Consider the following 20,481-nt stretch of genomic DNA (forward strand, 5'->3'; position numbering starts at 1 on the left):
CAGGAACAATGGGCCGGAACCGCCCCCTTGACGCGTGTGGTAGCCCGGAGGGAGGTCGGTGGGATGACACGAAACCCGGACCCACAACGGACCCGCAACACCACCACCCAACCAAGAGTCATCCTGCTGATCTGCCCGTCCGGCGAGGACATGCTTTTAAGGCTCTTGATCTCTTGGGCCGGCCCTCGAACGCAATAAAATCCTGGGAGAGCTGAGGAGAGCCAAGGAGAGCTGATCAGACGGGAAGTTCGCGGTCGGCCCAAGCACCGTGTGGGTGAAGGTGCGCGATGCGCACGTCGTCGTCCCGGCGTTCCAGCCTGATCAACAAGTGGTCCTCGGACAGTCGCTCCGCCGCGCCCTCGCCCCACTCCACCGCCACCACGGCGTCCACCAAGTCCGTGTCCAGGTCGAGGTCGTCCAACTCGTCCAGGTGACCACCGAGCCGGTAAGCGTCCACGTGCACCAACGGCACGCCGCGACCATCGGGAGCGGGGTCGTGGACGCGGGCGATCACGAAGGTCGGCGAGCTGACCCGGCCCGTCACGCCGAGGCCGTCGGCGAGGCCGCGCACCAAGGCGGTCTTGCCCGCGCCCAACGGCCCGGACAGCAGCACCAGGTCACCACCTCGCACGAGACCACCCAGCTTGCGCCCGAACTCCTCGGTGTCCTGCACCTCGGGGAGCGTCACGCTCACGCTCGTCGCCACCACCGTCGCCTGCTTTCCGACCGTTCGGCGGCACTGCGCCGAACCAATCCGACCAGGTGCCCGGTGACCAGGTCGGGTTGTTCCAACATGAGCATGTGGCCCGCCCCGGACACGCGGACCAGTTCGCCGTGCGGCATCTCCTCGGCCATCCGCTCGGCGTGCGAGAACGGCGTCAGCTTGTCCGCGTCGCCGCTGATGACGAGCACCTCGCAGTGCCGGAGACCGGCCAGCGCCTTGTAGCGGTTGTGGGTGCCGAGGGTTTCCAGGAACTCGGTGAGCACCTGCACCGTGGCACCGTTGATCATCTGCTCCATCAGGTCGACCAACGACGGGCTGACCTTGCCGTTGCCGAACGCCAGCGCGCGGATCCCGCTCCACGTCAGCGTGGACGCCCTGCGCCTGACCCACTCGACCAGGCCCGGCTGCAGGCCCGCGAGCCTGCCGACGCCCAGCGTCACGGGGTTGTAGCGGGACAGCACGGACTTCGGCAGTCCCGCGCCGCCGACCGCGCCCGCCGCCGTGCCGACGAGCGCCACGCCGCGCACCCGGTCGGCGAACAGCTCGGGCCGCTGCTCGGCCAACGCCATGATCGTCATGCCGCCCATGGAGTGGCCGACCAGAACCAGCGGGCCGTCGGGGGCCATCGAGCGGATCACCGCGTCGAGGTCCTTGGCGCACTGGTCGATCGTGCTGCCCTCGACCGTGGACCGACCGGAACGGCCGTGGCTGCGCTGGTCGTACAGGATCTGGCGCACGCGTGGCTCGGCGAGCGTGGCCAGGTCACGGCGCTGGAAGTGCCAGCAGCGGCGGTCGAGGGCGAAGCCGTGCACGAGGACGACGGTGACGTCGGGCTTCCCGCCGTCCTCCGGGTCGACCTCCTCGACCGACAGCGGCACGCCGTCGTCGGCCGCGACGGTGGACTCGCGGGTCGGGGTGAGGCGGCCGAGCGGTTCGTCGGCGAGCGGGTCGTCGGCCTGGCGGTCGTTCGAGACCTTCTTCTGGTTCGCGGCCACGCCCACCGCGACACCGGTCGCGGCGGCGCCGAGGATGCCGCCGGCCCAGCCGACGGCCTTCCACACCGTGTTCACGGGCGTGTCCCGACATACGTCCGGGTGACGCGCGGCCGGTACATGCCGGTGACGATCTCGTAGTCGATGGTGCCGGTGGTGTCGGCCCACTCGCGGGCCGTCGGCTCGCCCTTGGCGCCGGATCCGAACAGCACGACCTCGTCCCCCTCCGCCACCGCGTCGTCGCCGCAGTCGACCACGACCTGGTCCATGCAGACGCGGCCGACGATCGGGCGACGGCGTCCGGCCAGCCAGACGTCCATCCGGTTCGACAGGCTGCGCGGCACGCCGTCGCCGTAACCGACCGGCACCAGGGCCAGGTTCGTGTCCTTCACCGCGGTCCAGCTCAGACCGTAGGACACCGATTCACCGGCGGGGATGCGCTTGGCCAGCGCGACCGCGGACCGGAACGTCATCACGGGGCGCAGGTCGGCGGGCACGGGCACCGGGTTGAGGCCGTAGATCGCGATGCCCGGGCGGACCAGGTCCAGGTGGAGGTCGGGGCGGGTGATGAGGGCCGCGGAGTTGGCGATGTGGCGGCGCGGGTCGAGGCCGGCGGCGAGCGCTTCGCGGTAGGCGTCGTCGAAGCGCTCGGCCTGGGCGTCGGTGCCGCGGTGGCCGATCTCGTCGGCGACGGCCAGGTGTGACCAGATCGAGTGAACTTCGACGTTGTGGGTCTTGGCGGCGCGTTCGACCAGCTCGGACCAGTGGGTGGCCGGGCAGCCGTTGCGGGACAGGCCGGTGTCGATCTTGAGGTGGACGCGGGCGGTCTTGCCCGCCTTGTCGGCCGCCGCCGAGATCTCCTCCAGCTGGGTGAGGGAGGAGGCGGACAGGTCGACGTCCTGCTCGATGCCGGGCGAGTAGTCGGTGCCGTGGGGGTCGAGCCAGGCCAGGATCGGCACGGTGAGCCCGGCCGCGCGCAGCGCCAGGGCTTCGGCCAGGGAGCAGGAGCCGAGCCACGTCGCGCCCGCCTCGACCGCCGCTCTGGCCACCTCCGCGGCGCCGTGCCCGTACCCGTCGGCCTTGACGACGGCCATCGTGTCGGCGTGGGGCGCGAGGGCGTCGAGGTGGGCGACGTTGTGCCGGAGGTTGTCGAGGTCGATCACGACCTCAGCGCGAGGAGCAGCCATAACGCCGTTCATGGTGACACAGCCCCGACCGCCGCGAACGCGCGAGTCGAACCTCCGGGCCCCGCGTGTCGAACACCCGGGTCCCCCGAATTCCACGCTCGGGACGGGACGCCGGCGTCGCGAGCGTCGATTTCACGGGTCCTGCACGTTCGACACGCGCGGTGGTCAGGTGGGGCGGATGGTGCGGATGGCGTCGGGGATGGCGTGCAGCAGTGAGGTGGCGGGGATCGGGGCACCGGCGGCGGCCAGGTCGGCGGCCAGGACGTGGACCTTGGCGGCGCAGCCCGCCGCCAGCACCGGGTCGAGGCCGGCGGCCAGGAGGGAGCCCAGCAGGCCCGACAGGACGTCGCCGGAACCCGCCGTCGCGGCCCACGACGAACGGGCGCGGTTGACCAGGACGCGGCCGTCGGGGCCGGCGATCACGGTGGCGTGGCCCTTCAGCAGCACGACCGCGTTGTACCGCTCCGCCGCCTTCCGCGCGGCCGTCACGCGGTCGTCGCCGACGGGCCCGGCCAGCCGCTCGTACTCGCGGTCGTGCGGCGTCAGGACCAGCGGGGTGTCGGGGTCGCGGGCGTCCCACAGGTCCGGGTTGTTGGCCAGCATGGTGATCGCGTCGGCGTCCGCGCACACGGGCACGCCGGCCTCCAGGACCGTCCGCAGGACCGCCTCAGCGCCCAACCCGGTGCCCAGACCCGGCCCGACGACCCACGCCTGCACCCGGCCCGCGTCCGTGATCGACCCCGTGCACACGGCCTCCGGCCACCGCGCCCGAACGCCCTCGACCGCCGCACCGGCATACCTGACCAGGCCGGACGTCGACAGCAGCGCCGCACCGGTGGCCAGCACCGCCGCCCCGGGGTACGTCGCCGAACCGGCCGCGACCCCCGTCACGCCCTGCGTGTACTTGTCGTCCTCCGGCCCCGGCACCGGCCACGCCCCGCCGACGTCGGCGACGTCCAGCTCGACCAGGTCCGGCCCGTGCAGCTCGCCGCCCAGCCCGATGTCGACCAGCCGCACGTCACCGCAGTCGGCCAGCGCGTGCACCGGCTTGAGGCAGCCGAACGTCACGGTCGTGTGCGCGCGCACGGCGGGCCCGGAGATCGCGCCCGTGTCGGGGTCCACGCCGCTGGGCAGGTCGACCGACAGCACGGGGGCGTCCAGGTGCGCGACGTGCTCGGCCGCGTCCGGGCGCAGCGGGCCGCGGGCCGAGAGGCCCACGATGCCGTCGATCACCAGGTCGACGTCGCGCAGTTCCGGGACCACCCGGCCGCCGACGCGGCGGAACGCGGCCAAGCCCTCGGCGTGCACACGATCAGGTGTCAGCAGGACGGCGGACACGGCCACGCCGCGCTTGCGGAGGTAGTAGCCCGCCCACAGCGCGTCGCCACCGTTGTTGCCCGCGCCGACGAGCAGCCCGACCCGCCGCTTGCCCGCCAGCAGCTCCGCCGCGACGACCGCGACGCCGAACGCCGCCCGGCGCATCAGCGAGCCCGGCGGCACGACCGCCATGACCCGTTCTTCCGCCGCCCTGACCCGATCCGTCGTCCACAGACCCCGCATGGGGCCAAGCCTGCCCTACTCGACCGTGACGGACTTGGCGAGGTTGCGCGGCTTGTCCACGTCGTAGCCGCGGCTGCGGGCGATCTCCGCGGCCAGCACCTGCAACGGCACCGTGGAGATCAACGGCTGCAGCAGCGTCGGCACCGCCGGGATCTCGATCAGGTGATCCGCGAACGGCCGCACCGTCTCGTCGCCCTCTTCGGCGATCACGATCGTGCGCGCACCCCGTGCCTGGATCTCCGAGATGTTCGACACCAGCTTCGAGTGCAGCACCGCCCGACCCTTGGGCGAGGGCATGACCACGACCACCGGCAGGCCCTCCTCGATCAGCGCGATCGGGCCGTGCTTCAGCTCGCCCGCCGCGAAGCCCTCGGCGTGCATGTAGGCCAGTTCCTTGAGCTTCAGCGCGCCTTCGAGCGCCACCGGGTAGCCGACGTGCCTGCCGAGGAACAGCACGGCCTTCGAGTCGGCCAGCTCGCGGCCGAGCGCGCGGACCTGGTCGATGGTGCCCAGCACCTTCTGCACCGCGTCCGCCATGGCCTCCAGCTGGTGGAACTCCTGGGCCACCTCGTCGGGGTACTTCGTGCCGCGCGCCTGCGCCAGGGCGAGGCCGACCAGGTAGTTCGCCGCGATCTGGGCGAGGAACGCCTTGGTCGACGCGACACCGATCTCCGGGCCCGCGTGCGTGTAGAGCACGGCGTCGGACTCGCGCGGGATCTGCGCGCCGTTGGTGTTGCAGACCGCCAGCACGCGAGCCTTCTGCGACCGCGCGTGACGGACGGCCTCCAACGTGTCGGCGGTTTCACCTGACTGGGAGACGGCGACGACGAGCGTGTCGCGGTCCAGCACGGGGTCGCGGTAGCGGAACTCGCTGGCCAGCTCGACCTCGACGGGCAGCCGCGTCCAGTGCTCGATGGCGTACTTGGCGACCAGGCCGGAGTGGTAGGCCGAGCCGCAGGCGACGACGAAGACCTTGTCCACGTCCCGCAGGTCCTGGTCGGAGAGGCGCTGCTCGTCGAGCACGACCCGGCCGTCGCGGAAGTGGCCGCGCAGCGTGTTGGCCAGCGCTTCCGGCTGCTCCTCGATCTCCTTGAGCATGAAGTACTCGTGGCCGCCCTTCTCCGCGGCCGAGAGGTCCCAGTTGACCGTGAACGGCTTGGCCTGCGCGTCGGCGCCGTCGAAGTCGGTGACGCGGTAGCCGTCGCGGTCGATCACGACGAGCTGGTCCTGGCCCAGCTCCACGGCCTCGCGGGTGTGCTCGATGAACGCGGACACGTCGCTCGCGACGAACGTCTCCCCCTCGCCGACGCCCACCACCAGCGGCGACGACCGGCGGGCCGCGACGACCACGTCCGGGTGGTCCGCGTGCGTGACGACGAGCGTGAACGCGCCTTCGAGGCGGCGGACCACCGTGCGGACGCTCGCCACCAGGTCGCCCTTGGTGTCGCCCTCGTCGTACGCGCGGGCGATGAGGTGCGCGGTGGTCTCGGTGTCGGTGTCGCTGGCCATCTCGACGCCGACGGCCTCGAGCTCGGCGCGCAGGGCGGCGAAGTTCTCGATGATGCCGTTGTGGACGACGGCGACGCGGCCCGTGACGTCGCAGTGCGGGTGGGAGTTTCGGTCGATCGGCGCGCCGTGGGTGGCCCAGCGGGTGTGGCCCATGCCCGCGGTGCCGGTGAAGGCGTCGCGGCCGACCTCGTCCAGCCGTGCCTCCAGGTTCGTCAGGCGGCCGGCCTTGCGCTCGACGGCCAGCCCGCCGTCACCGTCGAGGACGGCGACGCCCGCCGAGTCGTAGCCCCGGTACTCCAGCCGCCGCAGCCCGTCGAGCACGACGTCCAGCGCCGACCTGTGTCCCACATATCCCACGATTCCGCACACGAGGCACAGCGTAACTAGACCAGGGCCGTCGTCCGAAAGGGCCACTTCACCGCGTTTGCGCAGGTCACACCACCGATTGGTGTAGACCAATCGGAACGTGCGCGCCGTCACCTCGATCGACTACCGTTCGCGGGGTGAGCGGCTACTCGGCGAAGCAGGTGCTCGACCAGCTCAGCAGGCCCGGTGAGCACCCCGTGCTGCGCGGCGACCTGGCTCTGGTCGGGCTTCCGGGCCTGGTCTACACGCCCTCGGTCGGGCTGGGACTGCCCGCGGTGGCCTTCGGGCACGGCTGGTTGCAGCCGGTCAACCGCTACCGGGCGCTGCTGCGGCACCTGGCGTCCTGGGGTTTCGTGGCCGCCGCGCCGGGCACGCAGCGCGGGCCGCTGATGTCGTCGCGGCTGATGGCCGGGAACCTGCGCACGGCGCTCGACGTGTGCACCGGCGTGCGGCTGGGCGACGGCGGGATCAGCGTGGACGCGTCACGGCTGGCGGTCGCCGGTCACTCCATGGGTGGCGGCGCGGCGGTGCTCGCGGCGGCGGACGACCCGCGCGTGCGGGCGGTCGTGACGTTGGCCGCGTCCGAGACCCGGCCGTCGGCGCTGGACGCGGCCCGGCGGGTCGCCGTGCCCGGGTTGCACCTGGCCGGCGGGGAGGACCGCATCGCCCCGCCGGTCGGGCACGCGGAGGCGATCGCGGAGGCGTGGCAGGGGCCGGTGCAGCTGCGGTCGTTGCCGAAGGCCAGCCACCTGGGGTTCGCCGAGGGGCGGCACTGGAGCGAGCTGCTGCTCGACGGCAAGGGCGAGCGGGCGGCGCAGAAGCTGGCCAGGGCGCTGATGACGGCGTTCCTGCTGCGGACGCTCAAAGGCGAGAAGAAGTGGGACGCGTTGCTGGACGGCGACGTGAAGGGCGCCGTGCTGACCTTCCAGCGCGGACCGCTGGACCGGCTGCCAACGCGATGAGCCCCGCCGGAGCGGGGCTCATCGGTCACGTCAACCAGCTCTGACCACCGAAGTCGTCGTCATCGTCCACCTGCCGCGCGGGACGGCGCGGCGGCGCGGGCGGCCGGGCCGGCTGCACCGGCGGCGGCGGGGGAACCGGTGGGCCGCTCGGGGTGCGCCCCCACGGGTTGCGGTTCGCGGGCTCCGGGCCGCGCAGGAACGAGTCGCCGGGCGCCTGGGCCGCCGCGTTCGCGGCACGCGCCCGTTCCAGCGCGGCCAGCTCGTCGGCGATCTCGTCCGGCGCCGCGTCGTCGTCGGCCGGGCCGAAGGCGTACTCCTTCGGCTTGTTCCGGTTCGCCGCCGCCTCGCGCTTGGCCTCCGCCATCTCGCGCAGGCGGGCGACCAGCTTCTTCTCCTTCTCGACGAACTTCTGGTGGCTCTCCTTGGTCGCCTTGTCCGATTCCTCGAACTTGCGCGCGGCCAACTCCATCCGTGCCGAGTGCTCGGACTTGATGCCTTCGAGCCGTCGCTTGACGGTCTCCAGCGAGTCGAAGTCAGACACCAACCCTCCCCCCGTCCGAGCCGATCACCGGCGGTCTTCGCCCAGCAGGCCGCCCAGGCGCTGCATGCTCACGTCGTCGTCGTCGAACAACGACCCGGTGGTGCGCCACTGGCCGGAACTGCTGCTGCGCTCGGTGTCACCGCCACCCTGCTGCTGGCCACCGCCCGCCATGCCGCCGCCCATCATCCCGCCGCCCATCATGCCCCCGCCCGCGGGGGAGCCGGTGGGCTGGCCCGTGGCGCCCTCCTGCATGGTCGGCAGGGTCGCCGAACCGGGCTGGGCCGCGTGGGAGGCGTTGGTGTCGGCGAGACCGCCCTGGTCCGAGGAGGGCGGCGGGCTGCTCCACGGGTTGTCGTGGCTGCCGCTCGGACCGCCGAGCACGGAGTCCGCGCCGTTGAAGCCCGATCCGCCACCGAGGACCGACGCGCCGGAGGTCGAGGTGGTGCCGGCGGAGTCCGCGGCCGGCGACGGGAAGCCCGCGCCGAAGTTCTGGCCGGGGTTCTGGCCGCCGCCCTGGCCGAAGCCCTGATCGAACGACGGGCCGGGCGCAGGCTGGGTGAAGACGGGCTCGGTGAAGCCGCCCGGCACGGCCGAGGGAGCGGTGAAGCCCGGCGCCGACGGCGGCCCGGTGAAGCCGGGCTGGGCGGCCGGGGGTTCGGTGAAGCCGGGCTGGGCCGCGACGGGCTCGGTGAAGCCGGGGCCGCCACCGCCGAAACCGGGACCACCACCGACGCCCGCGGGCGACCCGCCCTCGGCAGGCATCGGACCGAAGTCCGCCGGACCACCGAAACCAGGCGCGCCACCACCGACACCGACACCGACACCCGCGGGCGACCCGCCCTCGGCAGGCATCGGGCCGAAGTCGGCCGGACCGCCGAACGACCCGCCACCGACCGCCGCGCCGCCGAACGACGCGCCGTCCGCGCCGACCTGGGCGGTGCCGACCATCGACTCCGCGATCGCGGGTTCCGCCCGACCCAGGTCACCCGGCAGGTCTTCCGGCCGGGAGCCCGCGGGCTCGTCCTCGCCGAACTCGACGCCGTACTGCTCGGGCGAGCCGTCGCCGTTGTCGACCGAGAGGTTGATCTCACCGGTCAGCGGGTCGACCTCGGCCGTGATCGCGAGGCCGTCCAGCTCGATCAGCGCCTTGCCGTCCGCGCCCGCCTGCACCGGCGTGACGTCGCCGGGCGCGCCGGTGCCGCCCGCGCCGACCGGGGCGCCGGGGGTCGCGCCGCCCGCCGCCACCGGCGTGGCGCCGCTCAGCGCGCTCGCCAGGGCCGCGCCGCCGTTCTGGCCCATCAGGGCCTTCGCCGCGTCCGGGTTCGCGCTGAAGTCGACCTGGTAGCTCTTCGGCTCGCTGGTCGGCGTGTCGACGGTGATCAGCACCTGGCCCTGCGCGTCCGGCTCGGTGATCTTGATCTCGTTGTCGCCGCTCTTGATGGTGACGGTCTCCGGCGCTTCCTCGTCCGACTTGAGGCCGTCGGGCTTGCCGTCGCCGTCGAGGTCCGTGTCCGGCTTGCCGTCGCCGTCGAGATCGGTGTCCGGCTTGCCGTCGCCGTCCAGGTCGCCGGGCACGTCGGGCTTGCCGTCGCCGTCCTTGTCGAGCGGGTTCTCCACCTTCGGGATCTCCGGCGTGCCGCCGCCACCGCCAGGGGTGCCACCGCCGCCACCGGGCGTGCCGCCGCCACCGCCGGGGGTGCCGCCACCGCCGCCGGGCTGGTCGGACCCGCCCGTGCCCGGCTTGTCACCCGGCTTGTCGGCGGGCTGCTCCTCCTTGGCCGGCTCGAACGGCTTGGTGTTGAACGCGTCGATCTGCTTGCCCAGTTCTTCCCAGGCCTTGTCGACCGATTCCTTGGTGGTCTTGCAGATGTTGTCGAACAGTTCCCACTTGCCGTTGACGTCGTTGTGGAAGGTGCCCTGGAGCCACTCGCGCGACTTCTTCCGGACCTCTTCCTTCCACACGTCCTCGTCGCACGCCTCGTCGTTGATCTCGAAGTTCACGAAGCCGGCCACGCGGCGCAGCAGTGCCTCGTCGTCGCTGGTCGCGCCCTGCACGACCTGCTCGACCTGCGCCGGGCTCACGCCCGCGATGTCGTAAGGGCTCTGGACGCCTTCCAGGATCGTCCGCGCCTTGGCGTTCACCAGACCGGACACCGTGTGGCACGCGGCCCGCGTGACCTCCGCGATGTGGTCGATGGCGTCGGCGTGCGTGGACGCCTTCTTCGACATGTCCGAGACGAACTGGCGGGAGTTGTCCGCCGCGGTGCCGGTCCAGTTCGCCCAGACCTTGCCCATCGACCGCTCGGCGTCCGCCTGCCGGTTGCGGGTGTCGGTGGCGACCTGGCGCAGCTCGACGATGTCGATGTCGATCTTGTGGAAGTCGATGTCGCGCTGCTCGTCGTAGCGCTTGCGCAGGTTGTCGACCGAGGTGTCGACCTTGGTGCCGACGCCGATGATGCTCTTGGCCTTCTCGTAGGCCGGCAGGAAGTTCTCGAAGTACTTCAGCCCCGGCGCGCCCGCGTCGAGCAGCTCGTTGGAGTTCGCCACGCCCGCGCCGCCGTCGGACGCGCGCTGCTCGGACGCGGCCAGCGCGTCCTGCCCCGCCTGCTTCTTCTCGTTGTGCTCCTGGGTCTTCTGAGCACCTTCGTCGTAGGACTTCTTGGCCTGGTCGTACGCGTTGTTCAGCCGGTCTTCCGAGCTGTCCGACCACGGCATCGAGTTGGAGAACGACTGGCCGAAGCCGTCGCCCCACGACACGTCGTAGTCGTCGAGGTACTCTTCGAGCTCGTCGTTGTGCGTGCCGCCGAGGATGTTCCCCTCGGCGTCGGCGACGTAGTACGCCTCGAGCAGCGCCTTCTTCTGATCGTGCGGGACCGAGGGGTCGTCGACGATCTTCTTGACTTCTTCCCAGGACGGAGTCGCCATCACTTGTTCCCGGTGTTGTTGAACGTGTCGGCGTTGCCCTGGTCGGACCAGTCGTAGCCGTTGGCCGATTCGCGGAGCTTGTCGGCGACGCCGCGCATGGCGGTCGCGTGCGCCGTGATCGCCTCGGCGATCTTCGGCAGGCCGGCGAGGTAGCGGGAGCCGCCCGCGGTGTGCTCGCGGCCGAAGTCCTTGGCCGTGACCGCGCTGGACGTGACCTTGGTCTTGTACTCCTCGATGTCACCCGCGACGCCTTGGATGGTCGTCGCGGAAGCCATCAACTCGCCCGCGTTCGCCTGGTAACCCGACATGCGCTGGTGCCTCCCCTTCGTCCCCGTTCAGACGCGACGGTGCCGTTCCGGGTTCCGACCAAGGATCGCAGCCCGGGTGGGCGGACTCGCCCGGATCGGCGAAGTCCATTGCCTTCGCGAACCTGCCTCAGCCCTGCGGTGGCGGCGTGCCGTCCGACGGCGGGCCGGGCGGGTAGGGGCCCTGCGGCGGCTGGCCGTGCGGCGGCTGGCCCGGGCCGGGTTGGCCGTGGCCCGACTGTCCCGGCTGCCCGTACGGCGGCTGACCCGGCCCGGGTTGGCCGTAGCCCGGTTGCCCCGGCGGCTGACCCGGTCCGGGCTGGCCATAACCCGGCTGACCGGGCCCCGGCTGGCCGTAGCCGGGCTGTCCCGGTGGCGGGCCGTAGCCCGGTTGTCCCTGGCCGTAGCCCTGGGGTGGGCCGTAGCCCGGCTGCCCCTGGGGCGGGCCGTAGCCGGGTGGCGGGTAGCCGCCGGGTTGGTGCGGGTGGCCGGGTTGCCGGCTGCGCTTCTTCGTGGTGACCACGATCAGGACCACCACCCCGACGACGAGCACCAGGAAGATGATGATCAGCTCGATCGGTCCGATGTTCATCACCGGCACACCCCCGCGTCTTCGGTCAGTGCACCGAGGAAACCACACCGGCGAGCCGCTGCGCGGCGGACTCCGCGAGCTCGGGCGTGGCCGCCTCGACCATGACCCGCACCAGCTGCTCGGTGCCGGACGGGCGCAGCAGCACCCGGCCCGTGTCGCCGAGCTCGGCCGTCACGGCGGCGACCGCCTCGCTGACGGCCGCGTCCTTCGCCACCGCCGCCTTGTCGCCCACGACCACGTTGATCAGCACCTGCGGCAGCCGGTGCATCACGCCCGCGAGCTCGGCCAGCGGCTTGCCGGTCTCCGCCATCCGCGACATCAGCCGCAACGCGGTCAGCAGGCCGTCGCCGGTGGTGGCGTGCGCCGGGAGGATCACGTGCCCGGACTGCTCGCCGCCGAGCGCGAACCCGCCCGCGCGCAGCTCCTCCAGCACGTACCGGTCGCCGACGGCGGTGGTCTTGAGGGTGATGCCGTGCTCGCGCATCGCCAGGTGCAGGCCGAGGTTGCTCATCACGGTCGCGACCAGCGTGTCGTCGGTCAGCTCGCCGGCTTCCTTCATGCCGAGCGCCAGCACCGCCATGACCTGGTCGCCGTCGAGGTCGTTGCCGTCGGCGTCGACCGCGACGCAGCGGTCCGCGTCACCGTCGTGGGCGATGCCCAGGTCGGCGCCGTGCTCGACCACGGCGGCACGCAGCTTCGCGACGTGGTTGGAGCCGCAGTCGTCGTTGATGTTCAGCCCGTCGGGCGCGGTGTGGATCTCCACGACCTCGGCGCCCGCGCGGCGGTAGGCGTCCGGGGCGGCCACGGACGCGGCGCCGTTCGCGCAGTCCACGACGACCTTCAGGCCGTCCAGGCGGTGCGGCGTCACCTTCAGCAGGTGCTGCACGTACTGGCCCTCGGCGTCCTCGATGTCGCGGACGCGGCCGATGCCCGCGCCGGTCGGCCGGTGGTCGCGCTCGCCGAGCTTCTGCTCGATCTCGTCCTCGACCGCGTCGGGCAGCTTGTGCCCGCCCGCGGCGAACAGCTTGATGCCGTTGTCGGGCATCGGGTTGTGCGAGGCGGAGATCATCACGCCGACGTCGGCGCCGAGCGCCGACACCAGGTAGGCGACCGCCGGTGTCGGCAGGACGCCCGCGCGCAGCACGTCCGCGCCCGCCGATGTGAGGCCGGCCACCACGGCCGCCTCCAACATCTCGCCGCTGGCCCGCGGGTCGCGGCCGACGACCGCGACCGGCCGGTGCGAGCGGTCGTGCTCGGCCAGCACCCGTGCCGCCGAGGCGGCGATGGACAGCGCGAGTTCAGGGGTCAGGTCCGCGTTGGCGAGACCGCGTACGCCGTCAGTGCCGAACAGCCGAGCCATGATCGCCGTGACCTCCATGCACACAGGACGATGGGGGGAAAAACACTGCGGGAGCAGCAGTTCGACGAAGAACTGACTGCTCCCGCAGGATGGTGCTCGCTCGACCCGGGAAAGGTCAGCGCTTGCTGTACTGAGGCGCCTTGCGGGCCTTCTTGAGGCCGTACTTCTTCCGCTCCTTGACCCGGGGGTCACGGGTGAGGAAGCCGGCCTTCTTCAGCACCGGGCGGTCCTCGGAGTCGACGGCGACCAGCGCACGCGCGATCGCGAGGCGCAGCGCACCGGCCTGGCCGGTGGTGCCGCCGCCACGCAGGGTCGCGATGACGTCGAACGTCTCCGGCTTCTCGGTCGTGACCAGGGGCTCACGGATGAGCTGCTGGTGCACCTTGTTCGGGAAGTAGTCGTCCATCGACTTCCCGTTCAGGGTGAACTTGCCGGTGCCGGGCAGGAGCCGCACGCGGACGATGGCCTGCTTGCGCCGGCCGACCGTCTGCGCGAGGTGGTGCGCGCCCGCGTTGAGGGTGTGCCGCACGACGGGCGTGCCCTCGACCTCGGCGTCCTCGGTCTCCGGGGTCTCGGCTTCGGCGGCTTCCGCCTCCGGGGCCTCTGCCTCGGTGGTCTCCGCCTCGGCGGCTTCCGCCTCCGGGGCCTCGGCCTCGGTGGCCTCCGCCTCGACGGCGTCGAGCTCGGCCTCAGGGGTCGTCACGTCGATGTCCTCGGTCTGGTGCTCGGTCACTGGGCGACCTTCTTGATCTCGAACGGCTGCGGCTGCTGCGCAGCGTGCGGGTGGTTCGGGCCCGTGTAGACCTTGAGCTTGCCCGCGATCGCGCGGCCGAGGCGGTTCTTGGGCAGCATGCCCTTGATCGCCTTCTCGACCAGCCGGTCGGCGCGGGTGTCCAGCACCTCGCCGAACGAGCGCTGGCTCAGGCCGCCCGGAAAACCGGAGTGCCGGTACACGAACTCCTGATCACGCTTCTTGCCGGTCAACGCCACCTTGTCCGCGTTGATGACGATGACGAAGTCACCGGTGTCAACGTGTGGGGCGTAAGTCGGCTTGTGCTTGCCGCGCAGCAGCGTCGCGGCCTGGGTGGCGAGCCGACCGAGCACCACGTCCTGGGCGTCGATCACGTGCCAGGTTCGGGTCACCTCGCCGGGCTTCGGGCTGTACGTGCGCACGGGTCTACCTCGTCGTCACTTGCGTCTGGGGTCATTGCGGCGGCTGCTCAGGCCAGAGACCCCAGGTGGGCAGAGGACCAGAACACGAGGTACGCATAGTGCGCACCAGTTACCGCACAACAACGTAGGAAGATACCGGTTGGGGTCGGCGCGGGTCAAAACGACCCCTCCGAAACCCCTCCGGACCGGCCTCGACCGACCCGGACCACACCCTGGCGAACCGGCCGAAACACGTACGCGGGCCCCGGATCCTCGAGGATCCCGGGGCCCGCGGGGGGTCGTGCGGCCGGATCAGGCCCAGCGGCCCTGGTTCTTGGCCTCAGCGGCCTGGTACGCGTCGGTCGCGGACTGGACGGCCGTGCCGATCTGGGCCAGCACCTGCTGGAGACCCGCGGCGGACTCGTCCCACGCGCGCTGCGCCTCCTGGTAGCTCGCCGACGCGCCACCGTCCCACTGCGCGATGACGGGCGAGAGGCGGGCCTTCAGGTTGTCCAGCTCGGACTGGATCTTGCCGGCCTGGCTGCTGATGTCGCCTGCCGCGCTGCTCAGCTGCCCGAAGTCAACCTTGATGTTGTTGGCGTCGACCATGATCTCCCCTTGGAAGTGAAGTCAGAAAGAAGAAGGAAAGCGAAAGGAACGGAAACGCGACCTGAATTCGGATGGATCAGCCGCCGAGCCGGTTGGTGATGGCCGACATCTCCTGCGCCTGCTCCTCTTCCTGCTGGATGTAGGTCGCCGCGCTGCCGTCCATCTGCTCGGCGATGTCCATCAGGGCCTTCTGCAGCTTGTCGGCGTCCTCGCGGAAGCGCTCCATCAGCTTGTTGAAGGCGATGGCCGCGCCACCCTGCCACGCGCTGGACAGGCCGTCGATCGTGTTGCCGAGCTGACCCAACACGCCCTGGACGTTGCCGTTGGTGCTGACGATGTCCTTCGCCGCGCCGACGAGCTCTTCATGTCCGGTGGAGTAACCAGCCATTGGGTGCGACCCCCTTGGTCGAAGTGATCAGGCGTTCTTGGTTCGTACGCCTCTTACGACGCAGACCTTGCCATGCCCGGTTCCACGTTGTCGCGACTTCTCCGGAAGTAGTTGCGGTTGTAAACGCGACGGGCCCGGCAACGGGGTCAGTAGAGGATTCGCGCTTGCGAAAAGTCCTCGTCATCGCCCCTTTCGGGGGGAAGTTGGCCGCTCGGGCCCGCCACCGCGCGGGAACCGAGCGCCGGGCGCGGGGGAACTGCATTTGCATTCGCGTCCGTTTGCTCTCGCGATTTCTCCGGCGTGAGCAGTTCCTGGGCGGGTGGCAGCTCCGGCACGGGCAGGCCGCGGTGGTGGCGGAAGCCGGTGGCGACCCGCTGCACGTCCGGCGACGTGGGCGCGTGCCGGTCGGGCTGGACCTGCCGGGCCTTGGCCTGCTCGGCGAGCCGCTGGTTCCGGTCGCGCTGGGCCGCGTTCTTCGCGCCCGCGGCGTCCGCCGCGCGCCGGCCCCTGGTCACGGCGGCGTCGAGGTCCGAGCGGAACCGGGCGAAGGCCTCCGGGATGCCGGTCATCACATTCCCCACAAAGTCAGCTGGTCACGGTCAGCGTGCGGACGACCTGCTCGCACGCGGGGCGGACCCGGTCGTGCCCGTCCTGCGGGTACTGGCACCCCACGCTGACCTGCACGTCGTCCTGGAACAGCACGTACCAGTCGATGACGGCCGACTCCACCACTTCCCGGTAGTAAACGACATCCTTGGTGGCGAAGTCGGCGGAAGCGTCGAAATCGGACACGTTCGCCCGCTGGTCGTACTGCTCGCGCAACTCGGTCTCGGCCCGAGCCGGGTCCTGGGTGGCGTTGTAGTTGAGCCGCCGCTCCTCCACCGCGATGACGTCCCGGTTCGACTCGGGCGCCTCGGGCTTGAGCAGCACCTTGCGGGTCTCGACCTGGCCGCCGGTCTGCTGCCACCCGCCCGGCACGGTGAAGCTGTAGTCGTACTGCGCGATGATCTTGCCCTCGGTGGCGCCGGACGTGGTGGTGGAGGACGAGGTGGGCGTGGTCGGGTCGCCGGTCGTGGCGTCGCCCCGGCTCAGCACGTACGCCGTGGACGCGGCGACGGCGGCGACCACGACGACGGCGGCGACCACGAGCAGCGGCACGCGGCTGCGGCGCGGCGGGGCCGGCGCGGGCACGGGCGTGGGGGCCGACGGCGGGAAGTACGGCGGCTGGGGGAAGCCGGCGGGCGGCGACGGCGTGATCCGCCGGGTGATCTTGCGGGTCCGGTCGTCGGTGATCTTGTGGGTGACGTCGCCCGCGCCGGCGGGCAGCGCGCCGGTGCGCAGCGGGTCCACGCTCACCGCTCTCAGCGCGCCGCGGGCCACCACGGTCTCCGGCTGGTCGATGCTCGTCGGCACCACGCCGGACTGCTCCAGCACCAGGCGGGCCACCAGCGGGATGCGGCTGGACCCGCCGACCAGGAACACGCCGGCGAGGCCGCGCGGGTCGAGCCCGGCGTCGCGCACGGCGGTCACGACCAGCGCGGCCGCCCTGGTCAGCGGCGCGCTGATCAGGCGTTCCAGGTCGGTGCGGGTGACGTGGGCGTCGGGGAACGGCGGCGGCATCGGCACGTCGGTGTAGGCGTGCCGGGACAGGGTCTCCTTCGCGCCGCGCACGTCTTGGCGCAGCACCCGGCGCTTGCGGCGGTCGGACAGCTCGCGGCCCTCCACGAGCTGCCGCCACGCGTCCGGGTCGCCGGGCGAGACCAGCGAGCCGACGTGCTCCAGCAGCGCCTGGTCGACGTCCGCGCCGCCGAAGCCGGGGTCGCCCTTGGTCGCCAGCACGCGGAACGCGCCGCCCTGGCGGGCCACCACGCTGGCGTCGACCGTGCCGCCACCGAGGTCGAGCACGGCCAGCGCCGCGCCGTCCGCGATGGCGTGGGTCGCCGAGTGGAACACCGCCGCCGCGACCGGCTCGGGCACCAGCCGCAGCTCCTGGCCGAGCCCCCGTGCCGCCTGCAGGAGCACCCTGGTGCGGATCGCGCCCCAGTCGGCCGGGTGGGTGAGCACGAGCAGGTCGACCCGGGCGCCGCCGGCCACGCGCCGCGCCTCGTCCACCGCCCTGGTCAGCACGGCCCGCACGACGTCGACCACCGGCAGCACGCTGTCGCCGAGCAGCAGCTCGCCCTCGTCGACGCGGCGCTTGGGGTGCGGCTCGTAGCGGGACGGGTCCACCGCGGCCTGGCGTTCGGCCTCCTGGCCGACGAACAGCGTGCCGTCGGCCGCGGCGAACACCGCGGAGGGCACGATCGGCTGGCCGTCGACCACGACGACCTGCGGTTCCCGGCCGTGCAGGGACATCGCGACGCAGGTGCTGGACGTGCCGAAGTCCACCGCCACGTGCAAGCTCATCCGTCATCCCCCTCGTCGGCCGGGGCGGGCCTGCATATGCATACCTCACCGGACCGACGGTCCGCCGCCGGGTCGCCGAGCCGAGACCCGATGGCCGGCCGGAGGTCAGCCGCCGTGCCCCGTCCGGGCCCTCAGCTCCGCCGCACGGGGGCTGCCGAGCCGTTCGTACAGGTCGATCGCCCGCCACCGGTGCTCGACGGCCGCCGCCCGGTCGCCGCGCCGGTCGAACACGTCCGCCATGCCGGCCAGGGCGTCGGCGTGCTCCCACGGGATCGTCGCCTGGTCCAGGGTGCCGAGCGTGCGGCGGAAGTAGTCCAGCGCCTCGTCCAGCCGGCCCTCCTTGCGGTGGATCTCCGCCACCACGTTCGCCGCCTCGGCCGCGGCGGTGGCGTCGGCCAGCCGTTCCATGGCGGCCAACGCGCGCATGGCGCTGTCGAGCGCTTCGTCCTCCCGGCCCAGCGCGCTCAACGGCCGGGCGACCTCCATGAGCGCGGCGGCCTCGGTGTGCTCGTCGCCGACCGCCGCGCACGCCTCGATCGCCTCCCCGTAGCGCTCGATCGACTCCTCGTAGCGGCCCAGCCTCATCAACGACGACGCCGTGTTGCACAAGGTGAGCGAGAGGTGCTGCAGGAAGCCCCGCTCCCGCTGGATCCGGACACCGCGCTCCCCGACCTCCAGCGCTTCCTCGTGCCGCCCGAGGTGGTCGAGGCAGGCGCAGATGTTGCCCAGCAGCACGGACGCCGGCGCGTGCTCGCCGCCCGCCTCCATCAGCGCGTGCGCCTCCCGGAACCGGGTCAGCGCCTCCTCGCTGCGCCCGCTGGCCCAGTAGCCGCCGGCCAGCCCGCTGACGATGCGCGCCCGGGCCCGGTCGTCGCCCAGCCTCACGGTCGCGTCGAGCGCGATCTCGTGGGTGGAGATCCAGTCCGAGACGTGACCGCCGTGGTAGTAGAAGCCCCACAGCAGGTACGGCAGCTGCCAGGTGTGATCGTCGAGCCCGGTGCGGGCGGCGTGGCGCACCGCGGCGGCGAGGTTCTCGCGCTCCGCCTCGAACCACTCCACGGCAGGTCCCGCGGTGTCGAACCCCGGCAGCTCCAGCGAGGCGTCGGTCGTGCGCACGGGCAGCCGCGGCCGGAGCGGGTAGAGCGCCTCGTCGCCCGCCTTCACCACCGCGAGGTAGTAGTCGAGCAGCCGGACGACCGCAGCGTCGTCCGGCTCGGCGGTGCCCTGCGCGTACTGGCGCACCAGGTCGTGCAGGCGGAACCGGCCCTGGCGCGGTTCCTCGACCAGGTTCACCTCGACCAGCGCGCCGAGCACCTCGTCCACCACCTGCGCGGGCAGGCCCGACAGCGCCGCGCCGGAGTAGCGGTCCACGTCCTCGCCGACGTGGTGGCCCAGCGCCCGGAACACGCGCCGCTGCACGTCGTCCAGCGTCCGGTAGGACACCGCGAACGCGGACGCGACGTCCCGGTCGTCCGCGGCGAACTCGCGCAGCCGCCGCCGCTCGTCCCGGATCCGGTCGATCAGGTACTCCGCGGACCAGGCGGCCCGGTGGTGCAGCCTGGCCGCGGCGAGCCGGATCGCCAGCGGGAGGTGGCCGCACAGCTCCACCAGCCGGGTCAGCGCGGCGGGGTCGAGCGTGCTGCGGCCCGCCACCTGCCGGAAGAGGTCGACGGCGGCCGGTCCGGGCAGCACCGGCAGCGACAGCGCGTGACTGCCGTCCAGCCCGACGAGCCTGCGCCTGCTGGTCACGATCACCAGGCAGCCGGGCGTCGACGGCAGCAGCGGCCGGACCTGGAGCGCGTCGAACGCGTTGTCCAGCACGACGACGGCGCGCAGCCCGGCCATCTCCGAGCGCCACAACGCCACCCGCTCGTCCAGCCCGACCGGCACGCGCTCGCGCGGCACGCCCAGCGAGTACAGCAGCACGGCGAGCGCGTCCAGCGGCTCGCGCGGCTCCCGGCCCTCGGTGTAGCCGTGCAGGTCGATGTAGAACCGGCCGTCGGGGTACCGGTCGGACAGCAGGTGCGCGGCGTGCACCGCGAACGCGGTCTTCCCCACGCCCGCCATCCCGTCCACCGCGCACACCAGTCCGCGTTCGGCGATCCGTTCGACCGCGGCCAGCTCGTCGGCCCGCCCGGTGAAGTCGGGCAGGTCGCGGGGCAGGTGGTCGCGCAGCCGCACGGCCGGCGGGCCGCCGTCGTCCTCGGTCAGCAGGGCCGCGTGCAGCGCCCGCAGCTCCGGTCCCGGTTCGACGCCCAGCTCGGCGGCGAGGACGGTCCTCATCTCCGCGTAGGCGGTCAACGCCTCGGCACGCCGGCCGGACGCCCGCAACGCGGCCATCAGCTGCGCCCCGAACCGCTCGCGCAGCGGGTGCTGCTTCGTCAGCGACCGCAGCTCGCCCACGAGACCGCCGCCGCGACCGGCCGCCAGCTCGGCGTCGAAGCGGCGCTCCAGCACGCCGAGGCGTTCCTCCAGCAGCGATTCGACCTCGTCGCGGTGCAGCGAGTCCGACGACACGTCGGACAGCGGCGTGCCGCGCCACAGCTCCAGCGCCTCGGTGAACCGGCCCCGCGCGGCCAGGTCGCGGAACTCGTGCAGGTCCAGCGCGTGCGGCGGCAGCTCCGCCAGGTAGCCGCCGGTGGTCGTGCGCACCACGTTGGCCTCGCCGAGGGCTTGGCGCAGGCGTCGCACCACCATCTGCAACGTGGCCTTGGCGCGGTCCGGGTTGGGCGCCTCCCCGTTCCACAGCCGGTCGACCAGCTCGTCGGCCGTCACCGGCTGGTTGGCCCGCAGCAGCAGGACCGCCAGCAGCAGTCGGGCCCGGCCGGCGGGGATGGGCACCGGCTCGTCGCCGTGCCACACCTCGATCGGGCCGAGGACGTTGAACCGCGACGCGATCACGC

At 72.5% G+C, this 20,481-nt stretch carries 18 protein-coding genes; 1 reads left to right on the top strand and 17 read right to left on the bottom strand.

Features of this window, described 5'->3' with window-relative positions; all coding sequences use genetic code 11:
- Positions 1-235: 235 nt before the first annotated feature.
- The 5 genes from tsaE to glmS all read right to left on the bottom strand — a co-directional run bounded on the left by tsaE (position 236) and on the right by glmS (position 6,341).
- The gene (gene tsaE, locus AB0I91_RS41495; protein WP_498786013.1) at positions 236-694 is read right to left on the bottom strand and encodes a tRNA (adenosine(37)-N6)-threonylcarbamoyltransferase complex ATPase subunit type 1 TsaE; all 459 of its coding nucleotides are present in this window, start codon (positions 692-694) and stop codon (positions 236-238) included.
- Positions 691-1,794, bottom strand: a complete 1,104-nt coding sequence (locus AB0I91_RS41500; protein WP_498786015.1) for an alpha/beta fold hydrolase — start codon at positions 1,792-1,794, stop codon at positions 691-693. Before AB0I91_RS41500 ends, tsaE begins: the two co-directional genes overlap by 4 nt.
- Positions 1,791-2,903, bottom strand: a complete 1,113-nt coding sequence (gene alr / locus AB0I91_RS41505) for an alanine racemase (protein WP_498786017.1) — start codon at positions 2,901-2,903, stop codon at positions 1,791-1,793. The genes AB0I91_RS41500 and alr overlap by 4 nt, the downstream gene beginning before the upstream one ends.
- Positions 2,904-3,068: 165 nt before the next feature.
- Complete coding sequence (locus AB0I91_RS41510; RefSeq protein WP_498786018.1) at positions 3,069-4,463, bottom strand: NAD(P)H-hydrate dehydratase; 1,395 nt, start codon at positions 4,461-4,463, stop codon at positions 3,069-3,071.
- Positions 4,464-4,478: 15 nt separating this feature from the next.
- Complete coding sequence (gene glmS / locus AB0I91_RS41515) at positions 4,479-6,341, bottom strand: glutamine--fructose-6-phosphate transaminase (isomerizing) (RefSeq protein ID WP_498786020.1); 1,863 nt, start codon at positions 6,339-6,341, stop codon at positions 4,479-4,481.
- A gap of 134 nt (positions 6,342-6,475) precedes the next feature.
- On the opposite strand from glmS, the gene AB0I91_RS41520 reads away from it, so the two are divergent.
- Positions 6,476-7,300 carry a dienelactone hydrolase family protein gene (locus AB0I91_RS41520; protein ID WP_498786022.1) on the top strand — a complete coding sequence of 275 codons (825 nt, stop codon included), beginning with the start codon at positions 6,476-6,478 and terminating at the stop codon, positions 7,298-7,300.
- Positions 7,301-7,325: 25 nt separating this feature from the next.
- On the opposite strand, the gene AB0I91_RS41525 is transcribed toward AB0I91_RS41520, so the two are convergent.
- The 12 genes from AB0I91_RS41525 to AB0I91_RS41580 form a co-directional block, all read right to left on the bottom strand.
- Positions 7,326-7,841, bottom strand: a complete 516-nt coding sequence (locus tag AB0I91_RS41525; protein WP_498786024.1) for a hypothetical protein — start codon at positions 7,839-7,841, stop codon at positions 7,326-7,328.
- A 24-nt stretch (positions 7,842-7,865) separates the two neighbouring features.
- The gene (locus AB0I91_RS41530; protein ID WP_499641783.1) at positions 7,866-10,766 is read right to left on the bottom strand and encodes a hypothetical protein; all 2,901 of its coding nucleotides are present in this window, start codon (positions 10,764-10,766) and stop codon (positions 7,866-7,868) included.
- Entirely contained in the window at positions 10,766-11,074 is a 309-nt protein-coding gene (locus tag AB0I91_RS41535) for a type VII secretion target (protein WP_230566521.1), read from the bottom strand. Before AB0I91_RS41535 ends, AB0I91_RS41530 begins: the two co-directional genes overlap by 1 nt.
- A 127-nt stretch (positions 11,075-11,201) precedes the next feature.
- Positions 11,202-11,663, bottom strand: a complete 462-nt coding sequence (locus AB0I91_RS41540; RefSeq protein WP_499641785.1) for a hypothetical protein — start codon at positions 11,661-11,663, stop codon at positions 11,202-11,204.
- Positions 11,664-11,688: 25 nt separating this feature from the next.
- The gene (gene glmM, locus AB0I91_RS41545; RefSeq protein ID WP_498786049.1) at positions 11,689-13,023 is read right to left on the bottom strand and encodes a phosphoglucosamine mutase; all 1,335 of its coding nucleotides are present in this window, start codon (positions 13,021-13,023) and stop codon (positions 11,689-11,691) included.
- 115 nt (positions 13,024-13,138) lie between these two features.
- The gene (gene rpsI / locus AB0I91_RS41550; protein ID WP_498786031.1) at positions 13,139-13,756 is read right to left on the bottom strand and encodes a 30S ribosomal protein S9; all 618 of its coding nucleotides are present in this window, start codon (positions 13,754-13,756) and stop codon (positions 13,139-13,141) included.
- Complete coding sequence (gene rplM / locus AB0I91_RS41555) at positions 13,753-14,196, bottom strand: 50S ribosomal protein L13 (RefSeq protein WP_033436749.1); 444 nt, start codon at positions 14,194-14,196, stop codon at positions 13,753-13,755. The genes rpsI and rplM overlap by 4 nt, the downstream gene beginning before the upstream one ends.
- Before the next feature lie 291 nt (positions 14,197-14,487).
- Entirely contained in the window at positions 14,488-14,784 is a 297-nt protein-coding gene (locus AB0I91_RS41560) for a WXG100 family type VII secretion target (protein ID WP_498786033.1), read from the bottom strand.
- Positions 14,785-14,860: 76 nt separating this feature from the next.
- Positions 14,861-15,172 (bottom strand): WXG100 family type VII secretion target, encoded by a 312-nt coding sequence (locus AB0I91_RS41565; RefSeq protein WP_053718448.1) that lies wholly within the window; start codon positions 15,170-15,172, stop codon positions 14,861-14,863.
- A 146-nt stretch (positions 15,173-15,318) separates the two neighbouring features.
- Positions 15,319-15,741 carry a hypothetical protein gene (locus tag AB0I91_RS41570; protein WP_498786035.1) on the bottom strand — a complete coding sequence of 141 codons (423 nt, stop codon included), beginning with the start codon at positions 15,739-15,741 and terminating at the stop codon, positions 15,319-15,321.
- A gap of 16 nt (positions 15,742-15,757) precedes the next feature.
- The gene (locus AB0I91_RS41575; protein WP_498786037.1) at positions 15,758-17,578 is read right to left on the bottom strand and encodes a type VII secretion-associated protein; all 1,821 of its coding nucleotides are present in this window, start codon (positions 17,576-17,578) and stop codon (positions 15,758-15,760) included.
- 105 nt (positions 17,579-17,683) lie between these two features.
- The gene (locus tag AB0I91_RS41580; protein ID WP_499641787.1) at positions 17,684-20,479 is read right to left on the bottom strand and encodes an AfsR/SARP family transcriptional regulator; all 2,796 of its coding nucleotides are present in this window, start codon (positions 20,477-20,479) and stop codon (positions 17,684-17,686) included.
- Between the last annotated feature and the right edge of the window lie 2 nt (positions 20,480-20,481).

Origin of the sequence: Actinosynnema sp. NPDC049800, assembly GCF_040656635.1 — a bacterium.
Taxonomy (GTDB): domain Bacteria; phylum Actinomycetota; class Actinomycetes; order Mycobacteriales; family Pseudonocardiaceae; genus Actinosynnema.

What these genes read in the sequence shown, in the direction of transcription:
- AB0I91_RS41570 (WP_498786035.1), bottom strand. Translation starts at nt 15,741, where the DNA reads ATGACCGGCATCCCGGAGGCCTTCGCCCGGTTCCGCTCGGACCTCGAC.
- AB0I91_RS41565 (WP_053718448.1), bottom strand. Translation starts at nt 15,172, where the DNA reads ATGGCTGGTTACTCCACCGGACATGAAGAGCTCGTCGGCGCGGCGAAG.
- AB0I91_RS41510 (WP_498786018.1), bottom strand. Translation starts at nt 4,463, where the DNA reads ATGCGGGGTCTGTGGACGACGGATCGGGTCAGGGCGGCGGAAGAACGG.
- AB0I91_RS41560 (WP_498786033.1), bottom strand. Translation starts at nt 14,784, where the DNA reads ATGGTCGACGCCAACAACATCAAGGTTGACTTCGGGCAGCTGAGCAGC.
- AB0I91_RS41530 (WP_499641783.1), bottom strand. Translation starts at nt 10,766, where the DNA reads ATGGCGACTCCGTCCTGGGAAGAAGTCAAGAAGATCGTCGACGACCCC.
- alr (WP_498786017.1), bottom strand. Translation starts at nt 2,903, where the DNA reads ATGGCTGCTCCTCGCGCTGAGGTCGTGATCGACCTCGACAACCTCCGG.
- AB0I91_RS41575 (WP_498786037.1), bottom strand. Translation starts at nt 17,578, where the DNA reads ATGAGCTTGCACGTGGCGGTGGACTTCGGCACGTCCAGCACCTGCGTC.
- glmM (WP_498786049.1), bottom strand. Translation starts at nt 13,023, where the DNA reads ATGGCTCGGCTGTTCGGCACTGACGGCGTACGCGGTCTCGCCAACGCG.
- AB0I91_RS41535 (WP_230566521.1), bottom strand. Translation starts at nt 11,074, where the DNA reads ATGTCGGGTTACCAGGCGAACGCGGGCGAGTTGATGGCTTCCGCGACG.
- AB0I91_RS41540 (WP_499641785.1), bottom strand. Translation starts at nt 11,663, where the DNA reads ATGAACATCGGACCGATCGAGCTGATCATCATCTTCCTGGTGCTCGTC.